Source organism: Chryseobacterium sp. 14P4.3.2 (assembly GCF_057799275.1).
The window spans coordinates 42800-65215 of record NZ_JBYOKO010000020.1 but is presented as its reverse complement, the minus strand read 5'-3'; the positions used below and the strand labels follow the sequence as shown (position 1 = coordinate 65215).

Here is a 22416-nt window from a genome sequence, read left to right as displayed (position 1 = left end):
TTAATCCCGTATGTCCGCAAACTTTCTATCTGGCATTTTTCACGGCAAAAGCCGGATATTCTGAAAAACATGATAAAAAAACTCTCAAAAAAATAAAATTACTTATATTTAGTCAGATAAAGTGGCAGAGAAACCCGATGTTGTAAAAAGGCAGGATAGTTGCATTTATCTAAAAAACCACACAAAATCAGACCTATGAATGTACAGTTAGATCCGCATGCTAAGACTGAAAATCATCCCATTGATCATTTCCGTCTGGATGTTTTAGAAGGCTTAAAAAATAGTCCGAAAAGGCTATCTTCAAAATATTTCTACGATAAAATCGGCGACCACCTTTTCCAGCAGATCATGGCAATGCCTGAATATTATCTTACCCGGTGCGAGCTTGACATATTCAGAAATAAGACACAGGAACTTACAGACCTCATCATACCTGAAAATGAACCTTTTGACCTGATCGAGCTGGGAGCAGGAGATGCTATGAAATCTACATTCTTACTGAAGCATCTTGTAGAAAGAGGTCTCGAATTCACCTATATGCCGATTGATATTTCAGGAAATATTCTCTCCATACTCAATGAAAAATTAAGTACACAATTCCCGGATATGCCTATAACCTGCCTGGAGGGTGATTATTTTGATATGCTTCAAAAGGCGGCATCATTATCTGACCGGAGAAAGGTTATTCTGTTTTTGGGAAGTAATATCGGAAATATGAATCCTGAAGAAGCTCAGAGTTTCTGCCTTAGTTTAAATCAAAATCTATCTTCCGGAGATCGTGTCCTGATAGGTTTTGACCTGAAGAAAAATCCCCATGTCATTTTAAACGCTTATAACGATAAGGAAGGGATCACAGCTGCCTTCAATCTTAATCTTCTGACCCGTATCAATAATGAGTTGGGAGGAAATTTTGACCGCGAACAATTTCAGCATTATCAAACCTATGACCCTGTAAGCGGAGCTTGCAGAAGTTTTCTGGTAAGCCTTAAAAAACAGGAGGTAATCATTGGCCGTGACAGAATTTCATTTGAAGAAAATGAACTTATTGATATGGAAATTTCTCAGAAGTTCTCTGCTGAACACATTGCTGAACTGGGTGAAAAATCCGGTTTTATAACCGCCGGAGAAATCAAAGATTCAAAAGAATGGTTTGTAGATACGATCTGGCAGGTAAAATAAGAAATCTTCAGTTTCTGCCGGCATGAAAAATATTTATCATGATCCTTCATTTAAAATAAAACACTAAAAAATCAAAATCATGACACCAGAGATTACAACAGTAGATCTATCAAAAAAATATACGGATGTCCGCAGCCGTTCTGAAGAAATCTGTGCTCCATTGGAAATTGAGGATTATGTAGTACAGCCGATTGTGGATGTAAGTCCGCCGAAATGGCACCTGGGGCATACCACATGGTTTTTTGAAACGTTCATTCTGATTCCTAATTTCCCTGAATACGAAGTTTTTGATCCACAGTATAATTTTGTCTTTAACAGCTACTATGAAACCATTGGAACAAGGGTAATCCGTACTGACCGCGGAAACCTCAGCCGGCCTTCTGTTTCAGATATTTATCGCTACAGAAAATATGTGGATGAACAGATGAAAGCTTTCCTTCAAAGCAGGTTCATGAAAGAAGCTATTGAACCCCTTCTGGAGCTGGGCCTCAATCATGAACAGCAGCATCAGGAGCTGCTAGTGACAGACATTAAATACATTCTGGGGCATAATCCCCTCTTCCCCGCTTATACTAAAGAAAAACAATCTATCCAATCCGGTTCTGCAGATGTGCAGATGCTCCGATTTTCTGAGGGAGTCTATGAAATTGGCTTTAAAGGTGAAGGGTTTTGTTTTGACAATGAACTAGGCAGACATAAGGTATATCTTAACGACTTTGAAATTGCCAGCCAGCTGGTGACCAATCGTGAGTACCTTGAATTTATGGAAGCCGGCGGATATACTGACTTCAAACACTGGCATGCCGAAGGCTGGGACTGGGTAAAACAAAATCAGGCAAAATCTCCGCTGTACTGGCATTATGTGGAGGGCAGATGGATGAATTATACCTTAAACGGATTACAGGAAATAGAACCTGATGCACCCGTATGTCATATCAATTTTTATGAAGCTTCTGCTTTTGCTTCCTGGAAAGGGATGCGCCTGCCAAGTGAGGCAGAATGGGAAGTGGCATCTGATCATTTTGACTGGGGAAGCCGCTGGGAATGGACCAATTCTGCTTACCTGCCCTATCCTCATTTTAAGAAAGAAGCCGGAGCGGTAGGTGAATACAATGGAAAATTCATGGTCAATCAAATGGTATTGCGCGGTGCCTCTGAAGCGACTCCTCCGGGACACAGCAGAAATACTTACCGTAATTTTTTTCAAACCAATTTAAAATGGCAGTTTACAGGAATCAGACTTGCACAATAATTTTTGCCAATGATTACAGTTGAATCAGTATCAAAGAATTTTAACGGTAAAACTGCCGTAGATCACATTTCTTTTCAGGCAAATGATCAGGAAATCCTGGTGCTGTTAGGAACCAGCGGCTGTGGGAAAACAACGACTCTTAAAATGATCAACCGCCTCATAGAAGCTGATTCCGGAAACATTCTGATCAACGGTAAAAATATCCGTGATCAGAAAGCAGAGGAACTGCGAATGGGAATTGGTTTTGTAATGCAGCATTCCGGTTTATTTCCTCATTATACGATTCAGCAAAATATTGCCGTAGTTCCTGAACTGCTGAAATGGGATAAAAAGAAAACATCAGCAAGAACGCATGAACTTTTGGAGAAACTTCATCTTTCTGAAGAAGTACTTTCACGGTTTCCCAATGAGCTGAGCGGCGGCCAGCAGCAGCGTGTAGGTATTGCAAGAGCCCTGATTGCAGATACTCCGGTTTTACTGATGGATGAACCCTTCGGAGCGCTTGACAATATTACCAAAGCGGATATTCATTCTGAATTTCAATCTCTTGAAGAGCTTAAAAACAAAACAATTATATTGGTTACTCATGATGTACAGGAAGCTTTTGAACTTGGGCATCGGATATGCCTGATGGATCAGGGGAAGATTGTTCAGACAGGAACTCCAAAAGAAATGCTTTACCAGCCCATCAATAATTTTGTCTGTGATTTCTTTGCTGAAAACCGGCTTTTACTGGAATACAAAGTGGCCACCTTACAGGATATTGGTCCGTTTTTCACTTCTGAGAATTCACATTATACGCTGGAGAATTCAGACGATACAAGTGTCTGGAATGCTTTACAGAAATTAAGCTCGGATCATAAGAATACAGAAATCTATGAAAGACTGATCAGGGCATTTAATGATTATAGAAAATTACAGATTGTATGATGAAGCAGAGTCTCTGGCAGTTTATTACTGAACAGCACGAAAAGTTAATCACCCAGATCATACAGCATCTGGGACTTACGTTTTTATCTCTCTTTTTAGCGATCATCGTTGGGGTTCCGTTAGGAATTCTGATTGCCAGAAAAAGGAAGCTTTCAAGTCCTGTACTGGGTATTGCCGGAATTTTGCAGACCATTCCCAGTATTGCCTTGCTGGGGTTTATGATCCCCGCTTTTGGCATCGGTCCGAAACCGGCTATTGCAGCACTGCTGATCTATGCTCTTTTACCTGTTATCCGGAATACCTATACCGGAATTACAGGAGTAGATCCGGCCGTGATAGAAGCTGCAAAAGCAATGGGGATGAACAGAAGACAGCTCCTTTTGAAAGTAAAACTTCCTTTGGCCATGCCTGTAATCATTGCCGGAATAAGGACAGCAGCAGTTATCAATGTGGGAGTAGCTACTTTGGCTTCCTTTGTTGCCGCAGGTGGCTTGGGAGAATTTATCTTTGGGGGTATTTCACTTAATAATACCAATATGATTCTGGCAGGAGCCATTCCCGCTGCATTACTCGCCGTTCTGCTGGACCAGACCATCGCCATACTCCAAAAATCAGGATATCGATTGTTTCAAAAGCTGAAATTTGCAGTTCCTGTTCTACTTATTATATTGGGAGTAGGTTATATGGTTACCAATTCTTCACAACATACCGTTAAGGCCGGTTTTACTCCTGAATTTATGGGAAGGCAGGACGGGGATATCGGTCTGCGCTCTGTGTACGGTATTAATGTAAATCCACTTGTAGTAAGTGATGCCATTATGTATAAAGCTGCGTATGAAAAGGAACTTGACCTGATCAGCGGATATTCCACAGACGGAAGGATCAAAGCTTTTGACCTGTATGTATTGGATGATGATAAAAAAATATTTCCGCCCTACTTCGCTGCCCCTATTATTAAGACCAAAACCCTGGAAAAATTTCCGGAGCTTGAAAAAACGCTTAATATGCTGGCCGGGAAATTCAATGATTCTATTATGACGGATCTTAATTACAGGTCAGATCATCTTAATCAGACCCCTGAGAAAATTGCAAAAGATTTTTTAATCAAGAATAATCTCTACAAAAGTCCGCTGAAAGGAAATTCAGGAACAGTGCGTATTGGCTCAAAAATATTCGGGGAACAATATATCCTCGCAGAAATGTATACGATGCTTATTGAAGGCTATACGCACTATAAGGTGGAAACGAAAACAGGTTTGGGAGGAACCAAAATCTGTTTTGATGCTTTAATGAATGACGCTATTGATTTTTATCCGGAATATACCGGAACCGGACTGCTTGTCCTTTTAAAACCAACAGAACAGACTATCAAAAGCGTGAGCCAAAGTGCCGATAAAACCTATCAGTATGTAAATTCAGAATTTAGAAAACAATATGGGATTCAATGGCTGCAACCTCTAGGGTTCAATAATGCCTATGCCCTGATGATGCGTAGAAAGCAGGCTGAAGATCTCCATATCAAAAGTATTTCTGATCTCAGGAAATATTTTGACGGAAAGTAAAATAAAGCATTTCCCATTATTGAGGAACTTCTTTAATAATAAAAATGATGGGTGAAAAAATAAATAAAAGAACGATCGGTTTCAACAACAAAACTGATCTCACTATCATGCCGAGGTTTCTCAGGATCAATCATCATTTCATAAATATATTGAATTTCTCCTTCAATATAGGTTTCTATTGCTAAATTAAGTTTCCAGGAATGCTGAAAATCTGTAATCTGCTGAAGCATCTTTTCCTGATCTGTCATCAGGATTTCTGAATTTTGCATTTCCCATTCATCGGAACCGGAAGCACCCATAGCAGCAATGATAAATGATGTAAAATCCGGGATATCCATTTTCTGTACCTTAATAAGAGTAAAAACAATTTCATCTCTATTGAAAATCACTTCTGTAATTTCACGCTTAGAAATAAAAAAATCAGAAGCTCTTTTCTTTAATTTTTCTGTTAATATGGATCGGTCAAAAGGCATTTTTATTCTTTTAGCAAAATTAATTTTATATTTTAAATAGTTCTAATCCGTTTATGGGAGATCCATTATCTGTTTAAAATAAACATTATCTTCGTACAAAATTCAAAAATATGAAAAAAACACTATTGCTGGTTTCAGCTGTATTTATTCTTAATTCATGTGTGGTAAGAACAGCTACAAAAGTAGTTTCGGGAGCGGTAAGTTTAAGTTACAAAGCTGTAAAAGGAACGGTAAACGGCATCAGCTGGGCAGTGAGCAAAGCTAAAGGAAAGATTGATGAAGACCGCCTGGATGGAACCTGGAAAGTAGTTGGAGTGTACAAAGGTTCTTTTGAAGATTTTTCTAAAGATCAGAATCCTGACGGTTCATTTACCTCAGATTGTACGGAAGGTTTTGACCAAATTATCTTTAAGGCTAAAAAGTCTAAATTCAAGCCGGTACACTGCAGTTCGGATAAGGAAGACTGGGTGAAATATTCATTAGAGTTCGGGAAAAATCCTGTAACTAAGGAAAAGGAAAATTATATAGAATACAAATCCAGCAATTATATTTCCGTGATTGACGTTAACAGCAAAACGATGATTCTGGAAGGCAACCTGATGCCTAAACTGGCCTTTTCCGGTGCCAAACTGTACCTTCTGGAAAAAGTAAGATAAAAATTATTGAAAGCCTGTACTTAAAATACAGGCTTTTTTATTTCTTTTTTGCTATGAATTCATGAATTCTTTTTTGTTTGTACAATGAATTATAATTATTGTGACGAGCAGATTTGGGCTAAAGCCATTAGAAAGGAAATAATATGGAGGGATGGGCTAAAACTCATCCTTATTGAATTCTTTATTATTTGTTTTCTATTTCAACGATCTTCTTTCCTTCTTCACCCAGATAATGAAGGACGAGCTTTTCATAGATTTTAGAGCCGTCATCGGTATTGGTAAAGATCACAATTCCTTTTCCTGATTTTGGCAGCACAAGAGTAATACAGCGCGTACCCTGGTCGGCCCCTCCATGGGATAAGGCATACTCATCATTTCCCAGATCATACACCTCAAAACCTAATCCAAAATATTTATTATCTCTTATTTTCACCTGCTTTCTGATCATTTCTTTAAATACCTCAGGTTTCAGGCTTCCGCCTTTCATAATGTTGACCATAAAATTTCCTAAATCTTCTATCGTAGTGTGTAAATCATCAGCAGCATTTGCCATTTTGTTTTTTTCTATCGGATAAGGTTTACCTTCTTTATCATATCCGATTGCAAATCTTGATTCATCTGTATTTTGATCCCAGATATAATTGGTATCATTCATTTTGAGTGGTTTAAAAATCAATTCTTGGGCCAGCTGATCCAGCGATTTCCCAAATTTCTTTTCTAAAGCCTTCCTAAGGTATTCGAATCCTTCTCCTGAATATTGGTATTTCGTTCCGGGATCAAACTGAAAATGCAGCTTTTTGTCAGCATTCATCCATCTCCAGTTTGGAAAGCCTGTCTTATGGGTAAGAATCATTCTTGTCGTTAGTTTTTTATGCCTCGGATCATTAGCAAGATCCGGATCTATCCAGTACTGATCAAGAGGTTCATCCAGTTTCCATTTCCCTAAACTTACCAGATGCATTGTAACCATGGTGGTGATAGGTTTAGTAATAGAAGCTACATTAAAATAGGTATTATAAGGGGCAGAAACTCCTTTTTTTATGTCCCCGAAAACTTTTACCTGCTTCAGCTCTCCTCCTTCAATAATTCCTAATCCTAATGTTGGAATTTTATTTTCTTTCAGCCAGTTTTCAATCGCCTGGTCATCTTCAAAAACATTGTCATCATCAACAGTCTTTTTCTCCTGATGGTCAAAACTGAATGATCTTTTCAGTTTCCATTCGCCATTCTCCTTAATCCATACATGCGTAAATTTAGCAGAACCTGTTAGTTTCTCTGGCTGATCAGTTTCTTTTTCATAAAACAGATGATTCCCATTTTGGATAACAGCATATACCTGACCTTCTTTGTACATGGGGTAGATCTCCGTACTTTTTTCCACCAAAGCTCTTCTGGCTTTATAAGTTTTTGAAGGTCTGCACAAACCGTTTTTGAAGTCAATCATAAATTTCTTCTTATCAGAAAAGCCATCTTTATCGTGATAAAATTCAAGCTGGCCGCTGAGTATATTTTCCATTTGTGCCGCATTACAGGTATTGAAACCTACAGAAAACAGCAGACTGTCTCTGGACATAATTGTTTTGTACAAAGGGTCTTTTTTTTCTATTTGAGCATTAAGGCTGCTGAAGAAAACAATAAAAAAAGTGAGTATAAAATGAGTATACTTTGTCATTGTTAATATTTTTGACAAAGGTTAGATTTTCATCTGCTATTTCTGCAAAAACCAACCCGACAAAAACCCGACAAAGCCCTGACAGTCTTATATCATACTGAAATTCAACCTCAAATACAGTTTTTTATGACGGTCTATTTCTGAGGCATTTCGAAGAATGATGAAGATATTTGAGAGTACAATCAGGATCATAATGATCAAAGTAGACTCTGGTCCCATCTTCAAAAAGATCCACAGCATAAATACAATGGGTGCCATAACCGTCCATACTATCTGTACGGAAATAATTTGTCTCGCCAGACTATTTCTCTGCTTCATTTTGAACATCAGCAGAAGCGGAACAAGAATATTCAGAGGAGGTAATATCACAAACAGGAGTGATGAAAGATTGATTATTTTAATGAAAGAATAGTTGATGTTTTCCAGTGCTTTGTCCTCTTCTTTCGATTCTGTCTTTACCTCACTTATTTCAGAAATTACAACGGTATCCTGTAGTACAATTTCCTGTATTTCCAATGCTTGTGCCAGCGCTCTAAGGGTATGTCCTTTAGGTTCTGTACCGGATTCTATCCGCTGAATGGTTCTTACAGAAATCTTCGATTTTTCTGATAATTCTTCCTGGGTCAGATTCTTTTGTTCTCTTATGGCTTTTAGCTTGGACATAGTAAAGATTACGTGAAATGTATTCTCAATTAATTTTCAGCGGCTAATTTACAGTTTTTTAAGGAGTAATATTTTTTTATCTGAGATCATCTGATTATAGATGACATATTTTTGGAATCAATATAATTGAAATCCGGAACAGTTTATTCTGTTCCGGATGTCGGTGTAAAGTCATATAAAAATTTGGACCAACTGGTTAGCTTATCATTACGGCGCAAATTTCAGATTTATATTTTGAATACCTTACCGTAAAAATACGTAATTACAGGATAGGGCATGCATGATCAATGAAAACATAAGCAACTAAAAATCAATGAAATAAATATAAAAAAACATTAAATACTCTATCTTTAGCAACGATCCTTTGATATTTATTGAAGCCTGATTAAGCGTTTACAACATCGAAATTTTTGAATAATGATCTTATTATATTAAAGCCATTCTCTTAAAAATATAGTATAGATTTGCAAAAAATGCTTAAAAATGAAGCACACCATTCCCACTTATGATTTGAGTGAAATTTCCACCCATCGTTTTCATGTGAAGAAAATGGATCAGCATACAGAACATAAAGAAGAAGTTCTAATGGATAAAGGGATCCACCGAGACAGCCATTATATCTTTACCTGTATGGAAAGTGGCCATGTCAAAATGATGGTAGATTTCAATGTCATGGAAGTGCAGGATTCAACCGTTTTCTGTCTTTTACCAGGTCAGGTACATCAGGGACTTCTGATGAAAGATGTGAACGGATGGTTTATTGCTATAAAATCTGATATGGTTCCGGATGCTGTACGTTCTGTTTTTGAAGAGTCTCTGGAAGAAATAAAACCTTTAACAATAGATAAAAACTGGGTGGAAAAGATCAGCAATGCAGCTTCTATGCTTCATGCTTTCTATACAGATGAAATGCTTTCTTCCAAAGAAGGTTCTTTAGTGATCCAGTCTTTACTTCATGCTGTGCTGGGTATGTTTGCTTTTATTTATTCAAAAGAAAGCAGTTCCCAGACAGTGGGTGAAAGCCGTTCTTTGCAGCTTGCCAGGGCATTCAGGATTATGGCGAGGCAGAACTATAAAACCATGAAAAGTCCATCAGAATATGCTGAAATGCTTGCTATCTCGAGAGGATACCTTACAGAAGTAACCCGCGAAGTGACCGGTAAACCGGCACAGCATTGGATTCATCAGGAAATTTTAATTGAGGCAAAAAGATTATTGGCATTTACCCATCTTACGATAAAAGAAATTGCCTATGAACTGGGGTACAGTGACCATACGTACTTCACCCGTTTATTTTCAAAACTGGAAGACCAGTCACCATCAGAATTCCGAAACCTAAACAGGAAATAAACACTACCCACGAAATGTCCAATTAATTCCCTGAAACGGCTATGGCTATATTCTAATTTTGAAGCTTCCTTTGCAATAAAATTATTTATGCCAAGTTTACCAAAGTGGATCAACGATACTGTAGAAAATGTCTGGTCCTCAAAATTTAAAGACTGTACTGTCACCTATATAGAAACTATTACTCAGCATCTTCGCAGGATTCGTTTTGAAACGGATTTGCAGGATGTTCAGTTTGAACCGGCTTACGCGATAGGAATAAGAGTGAACGACAGAGATTTCCGTAATTATTCGCCTTTTAATTTCAATAAGGAATCCGGTACTTTTGATGTTATTTTTCATATACATGATACAGCTGCTGTGGGAAGTAATTTTGTGACCCAGCTTTCCATTGGGGATTCTGTAAAAATTTTAGTACCCAGAGGAAAACGTTTCTATGAGCCCCTTGCTAAAATTCATTTTTCTATAGGGGATGAAACTTCACTTGGAAGTTCTCTTTCCATCAAAGAAGCTGTAGATCAGGGTAAAGGTACATTTATATGTTTGCATGAACTGGAAGAAATTATTGCTCTGGAAACTTTGCATCTATATGGCTACCACAGCCCTAAAAATAGTACGATGAGAATGATAGAAGCCTTAAATGATTTCCTGAATGAAGAAAATGAAGCCATCCATAATGGTGAAGCTGTTTTTTATCTTACAGGGAACGGTGAACGGATGTCTCTCTTCAGAAAATTTCTCAAGGCAAGAGGTGTTTCTCCAAAATGTATAAAATCACAGGCGTATTGGATAGAGGGGAAAAGAGGGCTATAGTATAAAATAACATCCACAAAGATTAATATAATCTTTCACCTTTATTTCGAAATCAGAATTCAAATTTTCACATTTATTAAGAACTGCCATTTAACTCCCATCCAGCATAATAGATCTCCTATTATGCTTTTTTATGCAATAAATATAACCTACTAAAAAACAAATTTTTAATTGGTATCATCATTACGGATTCCCGTAATGATGATAAAGGTGTTGTATCTATTTTTACCACAATATAAAAACCAAGATTCGGCATTCCATGAAGATCGGAATTGGTATAAGATACAACAACTTAAATAGATTTTATGGCAATTAATTTACAAAAAGGTCAAAAAATTAATATTGGATTACATAGTATGACCATTGGTTTGGGATGGGATCCCAGCGAGGGAACTAGTTTTGATTTTGATCTGGACGCTTCTGCTTTCATGATCGATGAGAGCCGGCTAATTCCTTCAGACCCTTTTTTTATTTTTTACGGAAATACACAATCTCCGGATGGAGCCTTAGTGCATACAGGAGATGATCCTGACGGTAAATCAAGTGATGGAGACGACGATGAATCTATTATTGTAGATCTCTCTAAAATAGATCCCCGTATTACAGAAATACTGTTTGTTGTGACCATCCACGATGCCGGCATACGGAAACAGAATTACGGGCAAGTCCGCAATTCATACATTAGAATTGTAGATAACAGTAACGGGCAGGAAATCGCTAAATATGAACTGGGTGAAGATTTTTCTATTGAAACAGCAGTAGAATTCGGCCGGCTTTATAAAAAAAATGAACAGTGGAAATTTGAAGCTTCCGGGATCGGATACAGAGAAGACCTGGCATTTTTTCTTTCAAAATATTACAAAGGAAATATTATTAAATAAATAAAACTATGTCTATTAACCTACAGAAAATCACCCTTGAAAAAAAGGGTGACACTCACTCCATTGATCTTACCAAAACCGGGATTTCTCAAAAGGAAATCGTCATCAATCTCAACTGGTCACAACCTCAGCAAAAAAAGGGCTTTTTCTCAAGCTTATTAGGCGGAAACAATAGTATAGATCTGGATCTGGGATGCTTTTATGAATTACAGAATGGCAAGAAAGACTGTATAGACGGTCTTCAGTTTGCCAATGGCAATGGCGGAAGCAGAGAAAAACTGACCAGACAGGGAAGGTATAATGATACTCCGTTTATCTGGCATACGGGAGATGACCGTGGCTCAAATGCCGGTTCCGGTGAAAATATCCTTGTAAATCCCAATGGAATCAACAGTCTGAAAAGAATAGTGATCTACTGCTTCATCTATGACGGAGTTGCAAGATGGAATGAAACAAATGGCATAATCAATATCAAAGCTTCGGGAAATCCTGATATAGAAGTTGAAATGGGCAAACAGAATGACTCCAGAAAATTCTGCGCTATTGCAGAAATCCTCTTCTTTCCCAATTCTATGCAGGTAAAAAAACTGGTCACCTTCCATAATTCTCATGCCGATTGTGATAAAATGTATCATTGGGGAATGAAATGGGCACCAGGATCTAAATAATTATAAAAATAAATAATAACAATTAAAAACTACCACTATGAGAAGATTACCCGTCTATTTACTACTTGATATATCAGGATCAATGTCCGGAGAACCTATTGAAGCCGTGAAAAATGGAGTACAGATGATGCTTCATTCACTAAGGCAGAATCCTCAGGCCATAGAAACAGCTTTTGTAAGCATTATTACTTTTGACAGTGAAGCGAAACAGCTTGTTCCCTTAACAGATTTAGCCTCTTTTCAGATGCTTGACCTGAAAGCTTCCGGAACTACTTCTTTAGGGGCAGCATTAAGCCTTTTAGCAGACAAAATGCAATCTGAAATTATCAAAACAACACCTGAACAAAAAGGGGACTGGAAACCTCTGTCTTTTATTATGACAGATGGTGTCCCTACTGATAACTGGCAGGCAGGATATCAAAAATTAAAATCAGTAAATAAAGGATTGATCGTAGGATGTGCTGCCGGGCAGGGAGCTGATGATACTGTGCTGAGGCAGATTACTGAAGCGGTTGTAAAATTGAGTAATGCAGACTCTGAAAGTATCTCAAAGTTCTTTCAATGGGTTACCGCTTCTATTTCCACTACTTCTACCAAAGTTGAAACAACCGGTGTGGAACTGGCAGGAATAGATCAGCTGCCTCCTCCTCCATCCGAACTGGTAATTGTAGCTTAGTATGAACAGAAGATTATTAACCTATTTTCTTTTAGATACTTCCGGTTCAATGCGTGGGGAACCTATTCAGGCTTTAAACAATGGCTTCAACGGGCTCATAAGTATGCTGCGGGCAGATCCGCAGGCAATGGATTCTCTTTATATAAGTGTTATCACCTATAACCGTGAAGTTCATAATATCATCCCTCTCATTGATCTCGCAAGCTTTCAGCCTATAGAAATAGTATGCCCCGACAGTGGCCCCACTCACACAGGAGATGCACTTGAAATGACCTGTAATCTTGTTAATAAAGAAATTATCAAAGGCTCTCCGGACCGTAAAGGAGACTGGAAGCCTTTACTTTTTGTCTTTACTGATGGGAAACCTTCTGATATTCAGAAATACAGAGAAATGATCCCTCAAATAAAATCGCTGGATTTTGGAGTGATTGTAGGTTGTGCTGCAGGACCGGATGCAGAAGTAAGCTTTCTGCAGGAACTTACAAATCATGTTGTAAAGCTGGAATCTACGGACGCCAATACCCTGACTACCTTTTTTAAATGGGTAAGCACCTCTATTGAAATGGGGGGAAGATCTCAGGGAACCGGCGAAACGATGATCTTACCACCACCGCCAAGAGAATTAAACATCATCATATAAAATAATTATGAAAAGAATACCCTTAACGCTATACTACAGGGCTTTAAGGGTATTTCATAAGAAAGAGTTGACTTAAACAGAATATTAGGAGAGTATGGAAACATTTTTAAAAGGAATTTTAAAAGATTTTGAGATCGAAGAAAATAAAGTAGTGGAGACTACTATTTCAAAACTGATACAAAATGCTAAAGTAAGCGATCTCGAAAAATCGATGACCTCAATAAAGAAACAGGTTTTAGACCTATTTAATATGTACAGAGATAAAGAGGAATTTAGAGAAAAGAATATCAGCCTTCCGAACGCCAATGCCAAAAAGGAATATCAGTTTTCATTTGATCCAAGTGAAAATACTAATATTATTATTCGAGACATCAAAAATCTTGATATTGTGGGGCTTCGTTTTGATGCTGAGAACTGTTGCATCACAGGAACCCCTACAGTGGCCAATAATATTGATATTCAAATTGTCTTTTACAACAAAAATGATAAAAACGAAACAGATGATATTAAGGTCGTTCCATTTGTCGTCAATGCAGATCCAAAAGATCTCTGGATAGATAAACCCAGTGATAAAGGGAGTCGATTTGCTAAATCCGATACGGCTAGCCTCTCTGCAACGTTTCTTGATAAAAAAATTGTAATAGCCTCCAAACGGGGACGTTCACACGCACATGCAGGAACTTTTAGAGATGATGATTTCTATGTACAGGATTTACCGGATGACTGGGCGATTGCAGCCATTGCAGATGGTGCAGGATCTGCTCAATATGCACGTATGGGTTCACAAATCGCAACAGAATTTATTTCGAAAAGTTTTGATGATTCTGATCTGCTCACCTTACTTTCAAATCATGTCACTGATTTTTTCTGCGAGACAATAAAGCCTGAAATGCCAGATACTGTGGAGAGTGATCATAATCCTTCTATTGCAAACGAAAATAAAGATACAGCACCTGATCATGAAACTACTGAAAAACAAACAAATAACAACAAGCTTCAAAAAAAATCGGCGATCATCAATATTCTTTATAAAAGTGTAAGAAATCTGTATCATGAACTTAAAAACTTCGCAGATAAAGAGGCTTTAAGCATTAAGGATCTGAATACAACGATCATCTTTTCTCTTGCCAAAAAATTTGAATTTGGTTATGTGGTACTCACTTTTGGTGTAGGTGACTGCCCTATTAATATACTTACGGATAATGATGAAAAGGTCCAGCTTCTTAATGTAATGGATGTAGGAGATGTTGGCGGAGCAACCCGTTTTATCACGATGAATGAAATATTTTCAAATCCTGATATGGGATCACGCTTCGGAATCAACTGCTTTGAAGATTTTTCAAAACTATTTCTGATGACAGATGGAATATATGATCCAAAATTTCTTGTTGAAAGCAAGCTGGAGAATATTGAAAACTGGAAGGAGTTTTTAAAGGATCTCAATGGTGAAAATGAAGAAGTGGTAAAAGTAGATTTTGAAGAAGACACCGATATCGAAGCACAATTGCTTCACTGGATGGACTTTTGGAGCAAAGGAAATCATGATGACAGAACAATAGCTATAATCTACTGATATGAATATTATAAAGATACACTCTGTTATCGACCCAACCAGAAGTTATGAATACGTTGATGACGGAAATCCTAAAGTAGGTGGAGTAAAAGATGTCTATTTTTCACCTGATAAGAAATATGCCGTAGCTTTCTTTCGTGATCCTATTGATTTTAACCACAAAGAGAGTCTTAAAAAAATTGTAACTCTCTACCATAACAATATAAAAAATGGAAGCTCTTCTGATTATTTTTTAGATGAAATCTACAGATGGCCTTATGACGCTGTAGAAAAAAGCGGGAAATGGGGAGTGATTGTACCTTTTTATAATAAAAAATTTTTCTTTGAAAAAGGATATTCATCTAATGAAACCATAAAAAACGGTGAAAAAATCGGAAAATGGTTTACCACTCCTTCTTTCAGGAATAAACAATATCCATTGTCTCTGGACAAGTCTGAGCTGGGAGACTGGCTGAGCTACTTCCAAATTGCCATTAATATCTCCAGAGGAGTCAAAAAAATGCATCAAATGGGATTGGCTCATTCAGATCTCTCTTATAACAATGTACTTGTAGATCCGGTGACAAAATCTGCCTGCATTATAGATATTGACGGCCTTGTAGTACCGGGACTTATCCCTGCAAAGGTAATAGGAACCGCTGATTTTATCGCTCCCGAGGTTTTAAAAACAAAGCATCTTCACATTGAAGATTCTAACCGTATACTTCCCAATCAAAAAACAGATCTTCACGCCCTTCCCGTTCTTATTTATATGTATCTGCTCCGAAGACATCCCTTCAGAGGAGGAAAAATATGAGATCTTGATGCTGAAAAAGATGAAATGCTTGCCATGGGAGAAAAGGCTGTTTTCATTGAGCATCCTGACAATACCGTTAACAGGGTAAAATCTAACCATCTGAAGAAATGGAATACATTTTGGGGAGATCCTGAAGAATCCCCCTTCACCATTACTGGTCCTTATCTGACTGATCTCTTTAAAAAGGCTTTTATTGACGGGCTTCACAATCCCCTGCTAAGACCCATTGCCAATGAATGGGAGACCGCTCTTTTAAAAACGGTAGACCTTATACAGCCCTGCAGCAACCCTGATTGTGATGAAAAATGGTATGTATTTGATAATACATCAGTTCCCAAATGTCCTTTTTGCGGGACGGCCCACAAAGGCAGCCTGCCTATTATTGATCTGTATTATAAGTTTAAAGATAATGTATGGAAGCCGGAGAATCACAGGCTGATGGTATATCATAACCAATATCTTTTCAAATGGCATGTTTCTAAAAAAGTAATCCGAAATGAAAGTCTTACAAAAGAGGATAAGAAGCCTGTAGGATATTTTACATTTTATCAGAATAAATGGATGCTTGTCAACCAGGGATTATCTTCCATGAAAGATTTGTCTGAAAATAAAGAGATCCCTATCAATTCTATGGTAGAAATAAAGGACGGAAAGAAAATCATCCTTTCTGATGAGGAAGGTGGAAGACTTATGTACATTACTTTAATTAATAAATAATTCAAAATATGAATCAACAAAATATGATCGACCTGCATCCGGGACTGATTGTGGGATTTGCATCAGTAGTTATCATTATGCTGCTGCTCGACCTGGGAATTTTCAATAAAAAAGCCCATGAAGTTTCCACAAAAGAAGCTACCATCTGGTCAATAATCTGGATTTCATTGTCTATGGTTTTCTCAGGTGTCATCTATCTGATATTCAGCCGTGATACAGGCGGGCATGCATTAGCAATTGAAAAATTTTCTCAGTTTCAGGCAGCTTACTGGATAGAGAAAGCACTTTCGGTTGACAACCTGTTTGTTTTTATCCTCGTCTTCAGCTTTTTTAAAGTTCCAAAATATCTGCATCACAAAGTATTATTCTGGGGAATTTTAGGGGCCTTGATTTTCAGGGCTGTATTTATATTTGCAGGCATCGGGATTATTAATTTAACCTATTTACCTGAAATAGAGATATTGGGTAAAGCCATCAGGATCAATATTGTAATGACTCTCTTTGGTTTGTTTCTGATCTATGCAGGGATTAAGTCCTGGGGAGATGGTGATGACGATGATGAAAAAGACTTTAATGATACTGCTGGCGCAAAACTGGTAAAAAAATGCTGGAAAGTTTCCGATAATTATGCAGGAGACAAGTTTTTTACCATTCAAAACGGTGTTAAGATGGCAACGCCCCTTCTCATTGTCGTTGCTGTTATTGAATTTACTGATGTCTTGTTTGCTGTAGATTCTATACCTGCCATCTTTGCTATTTCCAAAGATCCTTTTATTCTTTATACGTCTAATATTTTTGCTATTCTGGGCTTACGTTCACTGTATTTTCTATTGGCTAATTTCATTCATATGTTTAGCAAACTCCCTTATGGTCTTGCTATTATTTTAAGTTTTATCGGAATAAAAATGCTGATATCTCCGTGGATTCATATTCCCTCTCCTGTTTCCTTAGGAATTGTAGCCGGAATATTAATCATCTCGGTCGCCATATCCCTTATTTTCCCTGAAAAAGAATCCGTCAAAACAGAATAAATTCATACTCATTATATCACAATGCCGTTTCAAGATTTGAAAAAGCATTGTGATGTTTTTTAACTTTCAGAACAGAAAGTTTACTTTAAATTTCGTGCCAGCTTCTTTACTTTCTCCAGCCACTTCTGTCTCTGTTTTTCATCAGAAGTTTTGATAATACCGATGTAAGTTACCTTCACGGGTTTGATTCCGCAAAATTCCAATGTTGATTTTTTCAGCTGATTGACACTCGGTCTTCCGTACATCAGGCGGTAATACCAGCCGGGCTGGTCTATAGTAGTGATGATGTGTGCGGTTTTTCCTTTTAAAAGTTTATCCCACCACAATGAATCTTTTTTGTATTTAAAGGCAAATCCTGGTAAAAAAAGCCGGTCTATAAATCCTTTGGTAACCGCCGGAAGACCTCCCCACCAGATGGGATGTACCCAAACCAGATGATCCGCCCACTGAATAATCTCCCAAGCTTTGATCAAGTCAGGCTCAAGTTCCATTTTTTTCTGATAGCCAAACTGAAGGTTAGGATTGAACTGAAGCTCTGCAATAACAATTTCCTGTACCTCAGCTCCTGAATCCAAAGCTCCTTTCCGATAAGCCTTTGCAATCCCAAAGTTGAAAGAGGCTTTATTGGGATGCCCGTTAATGACTACTATTTTTTTCATGGTGTTACATTGATATTGACCGTTTCGTAAGCATTAAGCTGCGCCATTAATGCTAAAGGCTCATGCAGCTGATGACTGAAGTATACCTTATTCTCATGAGGATTTCTCATTAACTCTTCTGTATGTATAACGGCTGATAAAGCCGTCAGTTCAGCCTGCCCTTTAGTGCTTTGAAGACTGATTTTTTTAGATCCCGTCTGATCTTTTACCACAATTTCGAAAACTGACAGGTCGCCATTTCCACTGGAACCGAAAATCATTTTTCTCTCCTTTAAAGATAAGATATTGAAAATCCTAAGGTACTGAAAACTACCCAGCAGCCAGGTAATAAATTTTGAATTATAAGTCATCTTCACACTTACATTGGGAACTCTCTCAACATGGTTCAGGATATACAGATCCGGAACATCAAAGTTATAAGCCTGCCTCTTTCCTATTCCAAAAGAAAAATCAAAAGTTTCTGTGTTTAAGAAATGCCTGATGGAAACGGGCCTGTCATTTTGATAACGATGGAAAGGAACCGCTACATTTTCTGCCATAAAATGAGCTGAACTCTCCCCTGCCAGATCTTTCACTGAATAGTATACAAAAAGACTGGTCTCTTTAATATTCGAGCCCTGATCTGAAACAGCATTCACCAATCCCGGTACAATCCCTCCCATCCATCCGGAACTGAATACAATTCTGCTCTTCACCTCTTTTTTTCCGGCAATAGCATAAGCTTTCATCAAAGCCGGAGTAGGTTTTGTAATATCCAGATAGTCTATTCTATTTTCAATAGCAAAACGGAGTATATGATCCTCTTTATCGTTCACCGAAAGAATGATAAGATCAATTTTAAGGTCTGTAATTGCTTTGAAAGTTTCGGGATCTGTGACGTCTATTTTCAGGTCTTTGCTTGTTTTACCTCCCTTTCTTCCTCCGGTATAAACCGACACCTGAGGATTTCTTGCCTGCAGAATTCGGGAGATAGTCCTACCTACTAAACCGTTTCCGCCGATAATCAGAATATTGTGTTCCATATTTTTTTTTCACAAAAGTATAGAGCCACAACTCCTGATGACAGGACAAATGTCCAAAAATGATCAATGATGCAAGAATCCTTTTATTGGTACATCAATGCGAAAAAAAGTAATCATTTTTAATTTTTGGTTAAAGCCACTGATATTCTGTTTATTTTTAAAACTCACGGGCTAAAGTCTGTTCCTATTGAATTACTTCTTTTAAGAGATACTTTGCTTGAGAATATATGTAGATTCTAAAAGGTTATTTCCTTTCTGATTCTGCTTAAATGTCTTTGTGTAATTCCCAGATATGAAGCCAGGTACTGCAAGGGGATATTTCTGATATAATCAGGGTAATTCTCAAGAAGAGCCATATATCTCTGAGCAGCAGTGTCTCTTTGAAGCTGAAAAAACCTTGTTTCCAGCTCAAGATATTCCTGCTCGGCAATCAGCTTTAAAAACCGTGTCCAGTTAAGATTATTCTGTACCAGTTCATCTACAGCTTCTTTTCTAAGGATCATCAGCTCGGCATCAGCAATGGCCTGCATATTTTCTTTACTTGGAGTTCCTGAGATGAATGAAGAATAAGCAGCTATCATTTGGTTAGGAAATCTAAAGCAATAGGTCATATCTTTCCCTTCGTCTGAGATATAAAAAGAACGAAAAAGACCAGATTTTATAAATGCAACCTCTTTACACCGCTCCCCTTCCTGTATGAAATAATCATTTTTATTGATTTTTCTGAATTCGAAAAGTTTTAGAAACGTCTCAATCTCACCTTCTGAAAATAAGTTAAAGCTTCGAAAATAGTCATGTTCCATAAGATCAAATTACATCATGCGAAAATAAATAAAAAAAATCATCTCAGGACGAGATGATTACCGCTTTGAATTTACTAAGTTATATATGAAGATATGAATGATTTGTGTTGTTGCAAATATAGACAGAGTCCGTATGATACACCTCAGGGGAATCCCTAAAAATATATCCGTAAAAATACGGTTGTATAAAAGGAAAAAGCCCTGCAAGAAACTTACAGGACTTTAGATTATCTAACAATTACTTTGTTTAAAGTCAAATATTAATGATTAAAGCGGGCTTACCAATTGTAAGAACCATTCTTTAACCTGCCCTTCTAAGTAAGGGGCTAATTTTTCTTCACATGTTTTATGATAGCTGTTTAACCATGCAATTTCGGTTTCAGATAAAATTTCTTTTACCACCGTATCTTTAAAGAACGGGCAGAACGTCAATGTTTCAAACTCGTAGAAAGTTCCGTGAATTGTTTTTTCTGCTTCTTTTACTGCAATCAGGTTTTCATGACGAATTCCGTAGTGTCCTTCAAGATAATATCCAGGCTCATTGGAACAAACCATTCCCGGAAGAAGATCCTGAGGATTCATATCTTTTCTGATATTCTGAGGTCCTTCATGAACGTTCATAAAGCTTCCCACTCCATGTCCTGTTCCATGGTTGAAGTCTTTACCTTCCATCCATAACGGAAGTCTTGCAATAGCATCAAGGTGTACTCCTTTTGTTCCTTTCGGGAACTTTACCATTGACAAACGGATCAATCCCTGCAATACCAATGTGGAGTTTCTTTTAAATTCTTCAGAAGGTATTCCTAATGCAAATGTTCTTGTAATATCGGTAGTTCCTTCAAGATACTGACCTCCTGAATCTACCAGAATTGTTGCCTCATTGGTAACTTCTTTGCTTCCTTCGTTTTTTGCAGAATAGTGCATGATAGCCCCATTCTCTTTATATCCTACGATAGATCCGAAACTTTCTCCTACGAAGTTTTCTCCTTCTGCACGGAATCCTTTTAGTTTTTTCCCGATAGAATACTCATTCATCGCTTCTTTTCCTGCATTGTGAGTCAGCCAGTAAAGGAATTTCACCATAGCAACGCCATCCCTCACCATTACCTTTCTGAAACCCTCCAGTTCAGCTTCATTTTTCTGAGCTTTCATAAGATTACCCGGAACCGGAGCTTTGATAAACTGATTATCTGCTTTTAAAGTTTCAAAAATCTGCTGGTTGCTGTTGGGAGAAACTAAAACTTTTTCATTTTTAAATCCTTTCAGATAGTTATAAAACTCTTCGTAAGGCATCATTTTCACAAAAGCATCGTCCATCTGCTTTCTTGCACCAACTTCCATTTTTTCCAATCCTGTAAACAGAACTGCATCATTTTTAGTAATAACAATATATCCTAAAAATACAGGGTTGCTTTCTACATCACTTCCTCTAAGGTTCAATGTCCATGCAACATCATCCAGACTTGATATAATGTGTACGGTAGCTTCCTGATCTTCCATTTTCTGGCGGATGGCAGAAAGTTTATCAGCCACAGATTTACCTGCTCTTTCTACAGGATGTACATAGATAGAATTGGCTGATGGTGTCCCTCTTTCTTTCCAGACTTCTTTTAAAAGCGGAAAATCTATCAGGGTAATATTTTTTGAATTAAATTTTTGAGAAAGCAGTTCCCAGTTAGCATTAGAAGCTGCTAAAGCATTTACAGATACTTTACCTCCTGCGGGGATTTCAGAAATAATCCAGTCGATATAATTGGGTGTTCCTTCCATTCCGTCTTTGAAAAGGTCAATTCCTGAACCATCCAGTTCGAGAGCGGCTTGTGTGAAGTATCTTCCATCTGTCCAAAGTCCCGCTTTGTCTTTGGTAACAACCACAAAACCTGCGGAACCTAGGAACCCTGACAACCAGGCTCTCTCCTGCCATTCTTCAGGAAGGTACTCACTCATATGCGGGTCTGCAGAATATACGATAAATGCGTCAATATTATTTTTCTGCATTTCTTCACGAAGCGCAGCAACTTTTTCCTTTGAAGTCATTCTTTTCTTTTTTAAACACCGAAAGTTACGAAAAATTTGAAGTCAAAAGATGAAATGTAGAGCCTATTTTCGACAAAAAAATTATTAAAATCTGCTAAACCTACAAGTTACAAAGCGTCTTGAAAACCTAATTATTTCTAAAAGATCGTTTATTCCATCATAAAAATTCTTAAGTTTTTGAAAATCTTTATTTTCTTTCTAATTGATTTGGGATGATCTATTTCATATGATCGTGTATTGTCCACAAAATGCATATCACACTATTAAAATGAAAACAATATAAATTTACAGCACAAAATATATTCAAAAAAACACTCTAATAAGTCATCAAAACACACCACAAATACGCATTTATTATCAAAGTAA

The 22416-nt window shown here is 37.5% G+C and carries 22 protein-coding genes; 15 read left to right on the top strand and 7 right to left on the bottom strand.

The genetic code is table 11. The features are described 5' to 3' along the window. Positions 1 to 195: 195 nt before the first annotated feature. From egtD to AC27VX_RS21530, 4 genes are all read left to right on the top strand, one after another. Positions 196 to 1179, top strand: a complete 984-nt coding sequence (gene egtD / locus AC27VX_RS21545; RefSeq protein ID WP_488697862.1) for an L-histidine N(alpha)-methyltransferase — start codon at positions 196 to 198, stop codon at positions 1177 to 1179. A gap of 79 nt (positions 1180 to 1258) precedes the next feature. Further along, on the top strand, positions 1259 to 2431 hold the full coding sequence (egtB, locus tag AC27VX_RS21540; RefSeq protein WP_488697861.1) for an ergothioneine biosynthesis protein EgtB: 1173 nt from the start codon (positions 1259 to 1261) through the stop codon (positions 2429 to 2431). A gap of 9 nt (positions 2432 to 2440) precedes the next feature. Next, the gene (locus AC27VX_RS21535) at positions 2441 to 3361 is read left to right on the top strand and encodes an ABC transporter ATP-binding protein (RefSeq protein ID WP_488697859.1); all 921 of its coding nucleotides are present in this window, start codon (positions 2441 to 2443) and stop codon (positions 3359 to 3361) included. Next, positions 3358 to 4923, top strand: a complete 1566-nt coding sequence (locus AC27VX_RS21530) for an ABC transporter permease/substrate-binding protein (RefSeq protein WP_488697857.1) — start codon at positions 3358 to 3360, stop codon at positions 4921 to 4923. Before AC27VX_RS21535 ends, AC27VX_RS21530 begins: the two co-directional genes overlap by 4 nt. A gap of 32 nt (positions 4924 to 4955) precedes the next feature. On the opposite strand, the gene AC27VX_RS21525 is transcribed toward AC27VX_RS21530, so the two are convergent. Next, positions 4956 to 5396, bottom strand: a complete 441-nt coding sequence (locus AC27VX_RS21525) for a hypothetical protein (RefSeq protein ID WP_300690153.1) — start codon at positions 5394 to 5396, stop codon at positions 4956 to 4958. A 110-nt stretch (positions 5397 to 5506) separates the two neighbouring features. Here AC27VX_RS21525 and AC27VX_RS21520 point away from each other — a divergent pair, with 110 nt between their 5' ends. After that, complete coding sequence (locus tag AC27VX_RS21520) at positions 5507 to 6052, top strand: hypothetical protein (protein WP_236855368.1); 546 nt, start codon at positions 5507 to 5509, stop codon at positions 6050 to 6052. A gap of 184 nt (positions 6053 to 6236) precedes the next feature. On the opposite strand, the gene AC27VX_RS21515 is transcribed toward AC27VX_RS21520, so the two are convergent. Continuing rightward, on the bottom strand, positions 6237 to 7724 hold the full coding sequence (locus AC27VX_RS21515; protein WP_488697855.1) for a serine hydrolase domain-containing protein: 1488 nt from the start codon (positions 7722 to 7724) through the stop codon (positions 6237 to 6239). A gap of 87 nt (positions 7725 to 7811) precedes the next feature. Further along, entirely contained in the window at positions 7812 to 8387 is a 576-nt protein-coding gene (locus AC27VX_RS21510) for a helix-turn-helix domain-containing protein (protein WP_300690149.1), read from the bottom strand. 483 nt (positions 8388 to 8870) lie between these two features. On the opposite strand from AC27VX_RS21510, the gene AC27VX_RS21505 reads away from it, so the two are divergent. From AC27VX_RS21505 to AC27VX_RS21460, 10 genes are all read left to right on the top strand, one after another. Continuing rightward, complete coding sequence (locus AC27VX_RS21505; RefSeq protein WP_488697852.1) at positions 8871 to 9737, top strand: helix-turn-helix domain-containing protein; 867 nt, start codon at positions 8871 to 8873, stop codon at positions 9735 to 9737. Between the two features lie 87 nt (positions 9738 to 9824). Next, on the top strand, positions 9825 to 10547 hold the full coding sequence (locus AC27VX_RS21500) for a siderophore-interacting protein (protein ID WP_236855372.1): 723 nt from the start codon (positions 9825 to 9827) through the stop codon (positions 10545 to 10547). 305 nt (positions 10548 to 10852) lie between these two features. Continuing rightward, positions 10853 to 11428, top strand: coding sequence for a TerD family protein (locus AC27VX_RS21495; RefSeq protein ID WP_236855373.1), 576 nt, complete (start codon positions 10853 to 10855; stop codon positions 11426 to 11428). 8 nt (positions 11429 to 11436) lie between these two features. Further along, positions 11437 to 12096, top strand: coding sequence for a TerD family protein (locus AC27VX_RS21490; protein WP_236855374.1), 660 nt, complete (start codon positions 11437 to 11439; stop codon positions 12094 to 12096). A 37-nt stretch (positions 12097 to 12133) separates the two neighbouring features. Beyond that, positions 12134 to 12772 carry a vWA domain-containing protein gene (locus tag AC27VX_RS21485; protein ID WP_488697849.1) on the top strand — a complete coding sequence of 213 codons (639 nt, stop codon included), beginning with the start codon at positions 12134 to 12136 and terminating at the stop codon, positions 12770 to 12772. A gap of 1 nt (position 12773) precedes the next feature. Beyond that, complete coding sequence (locus AC27VX_RS21480; RefSeq protein WP_236855376.1) at positions 12774 to 13412, top strand: vWA domain-containing protein; 639 nt, start codon at positions 12774 to 12776, stop codon at positions 13410 to 13412. A gap of 94 nt (positions 13413 to 13506) precedes the next feature. Next, positions 13507 to 14985: a protein phosphatase 2C domain-containing protein gene (locus AC27VX_RS21475; RefSeq protein WP_488697847.1), complete on the top strand. Its 1479-nt coding sequence runs from the start codon at positions 13507 to 13509 to the stop codon at positions 14983 to 14985. Between the two features lies 1 nt (position 14986). Next, a complete protein-coding gene (locus AC27VX_RS21470) occupies positions 14987 to 15781 on the top strand; it encodes a protein kinase domain-containing protein (RefSeq protein ID WP_488697845.1) in 795 nt (264 codons plus the stop codon). Between the two features lie 33 nt (positions 15782 to 15814). Continuing rightward, complete coding sequence (locus AC27VX_RS21465; protein ID WP_488697843.1) at positions 15815 to 16498, top strand: hypothetical protein; 684 nt, start codon at positions 15815 to 15817, stop codon at positions 16496 to 16498. Between the two features lie 8 nt (positions 16499 to 16506). After that, positions 16507 to 17529: a TerC/Alx family metal homeostasis membrane protein gene (locus tag AC27VX_RS21460; RefSeq protein ID WP_488697841.1), complete on the top strand. Its 1023-nt coding sequence runs from the start codon at positions 16507 to 16509 to the stop codon at positions 17527 to 17529. 80 nt (positions 17530 to 17609) lie between these two features. Here AC27VX_RS21460 and AC27VX_RS21455 read toward each other — a convergent pair whose 3' ends face one another. From AC27VX_RS21455 to AC27VX_RS21440, 4 genes are all read right to left on the bottom strand, one after another. Continuing rightward, entirely contained in the window at positions 17610 to 18188 is a 579-nt protein-coding gene (locus AC27VX_RS21455) for an NAD(P)H-dependent oxidoreductase (RefSeq protein WP_236855380.1), read from the bottom strand. Further along, the gene (locus AC27VX_RS21450; RefSeq protein ID WP_236855381.1) at positions 18185 to 19210 is read right to left on the bottom strand and encodes an NAD-dependent epimerase/dehydratase family protein; all 1026 of its coding nucleotides are present in this window, start codon (positions 19208 to 19210) and stop codon (positions 18185 to 18187) included. The genes AC27VX_RS21455 and AC27VX_RS21450 overlap by 4 nt, the downstream gene beginning before the upstream one ends. A gap of 236 nt (positions 19211 to 19446) precedes the next feature. Further along, positions 19447 to 20013: a Crp/Fnr family transcriptional regulator gene (locus AC27VX_RS21445; protein WP_300690134.1), complete on the bottom strand. Its 567-nt coding sequence runs from the start codon at positions 20011 to 20013 to the stop codon at positions 19447 to 19449. A gap of 267 nt (positions 20014 to 20280) precedes the next feature. Next, the gene (locus tag AC27VX_RS21440) at positions 20281 to 22050 is read right to left on the bottom strand and encodes an aminopeptidase P family protein (protein ID WP_488697839.1); all 1770 of its coding nucleotides are present in this window, start codon (positions 22048 to 22050) and stop codon (positions 20281 to 20283) included. Positions 22051 to 22416 lie beyond the last annotated feature (366 nt).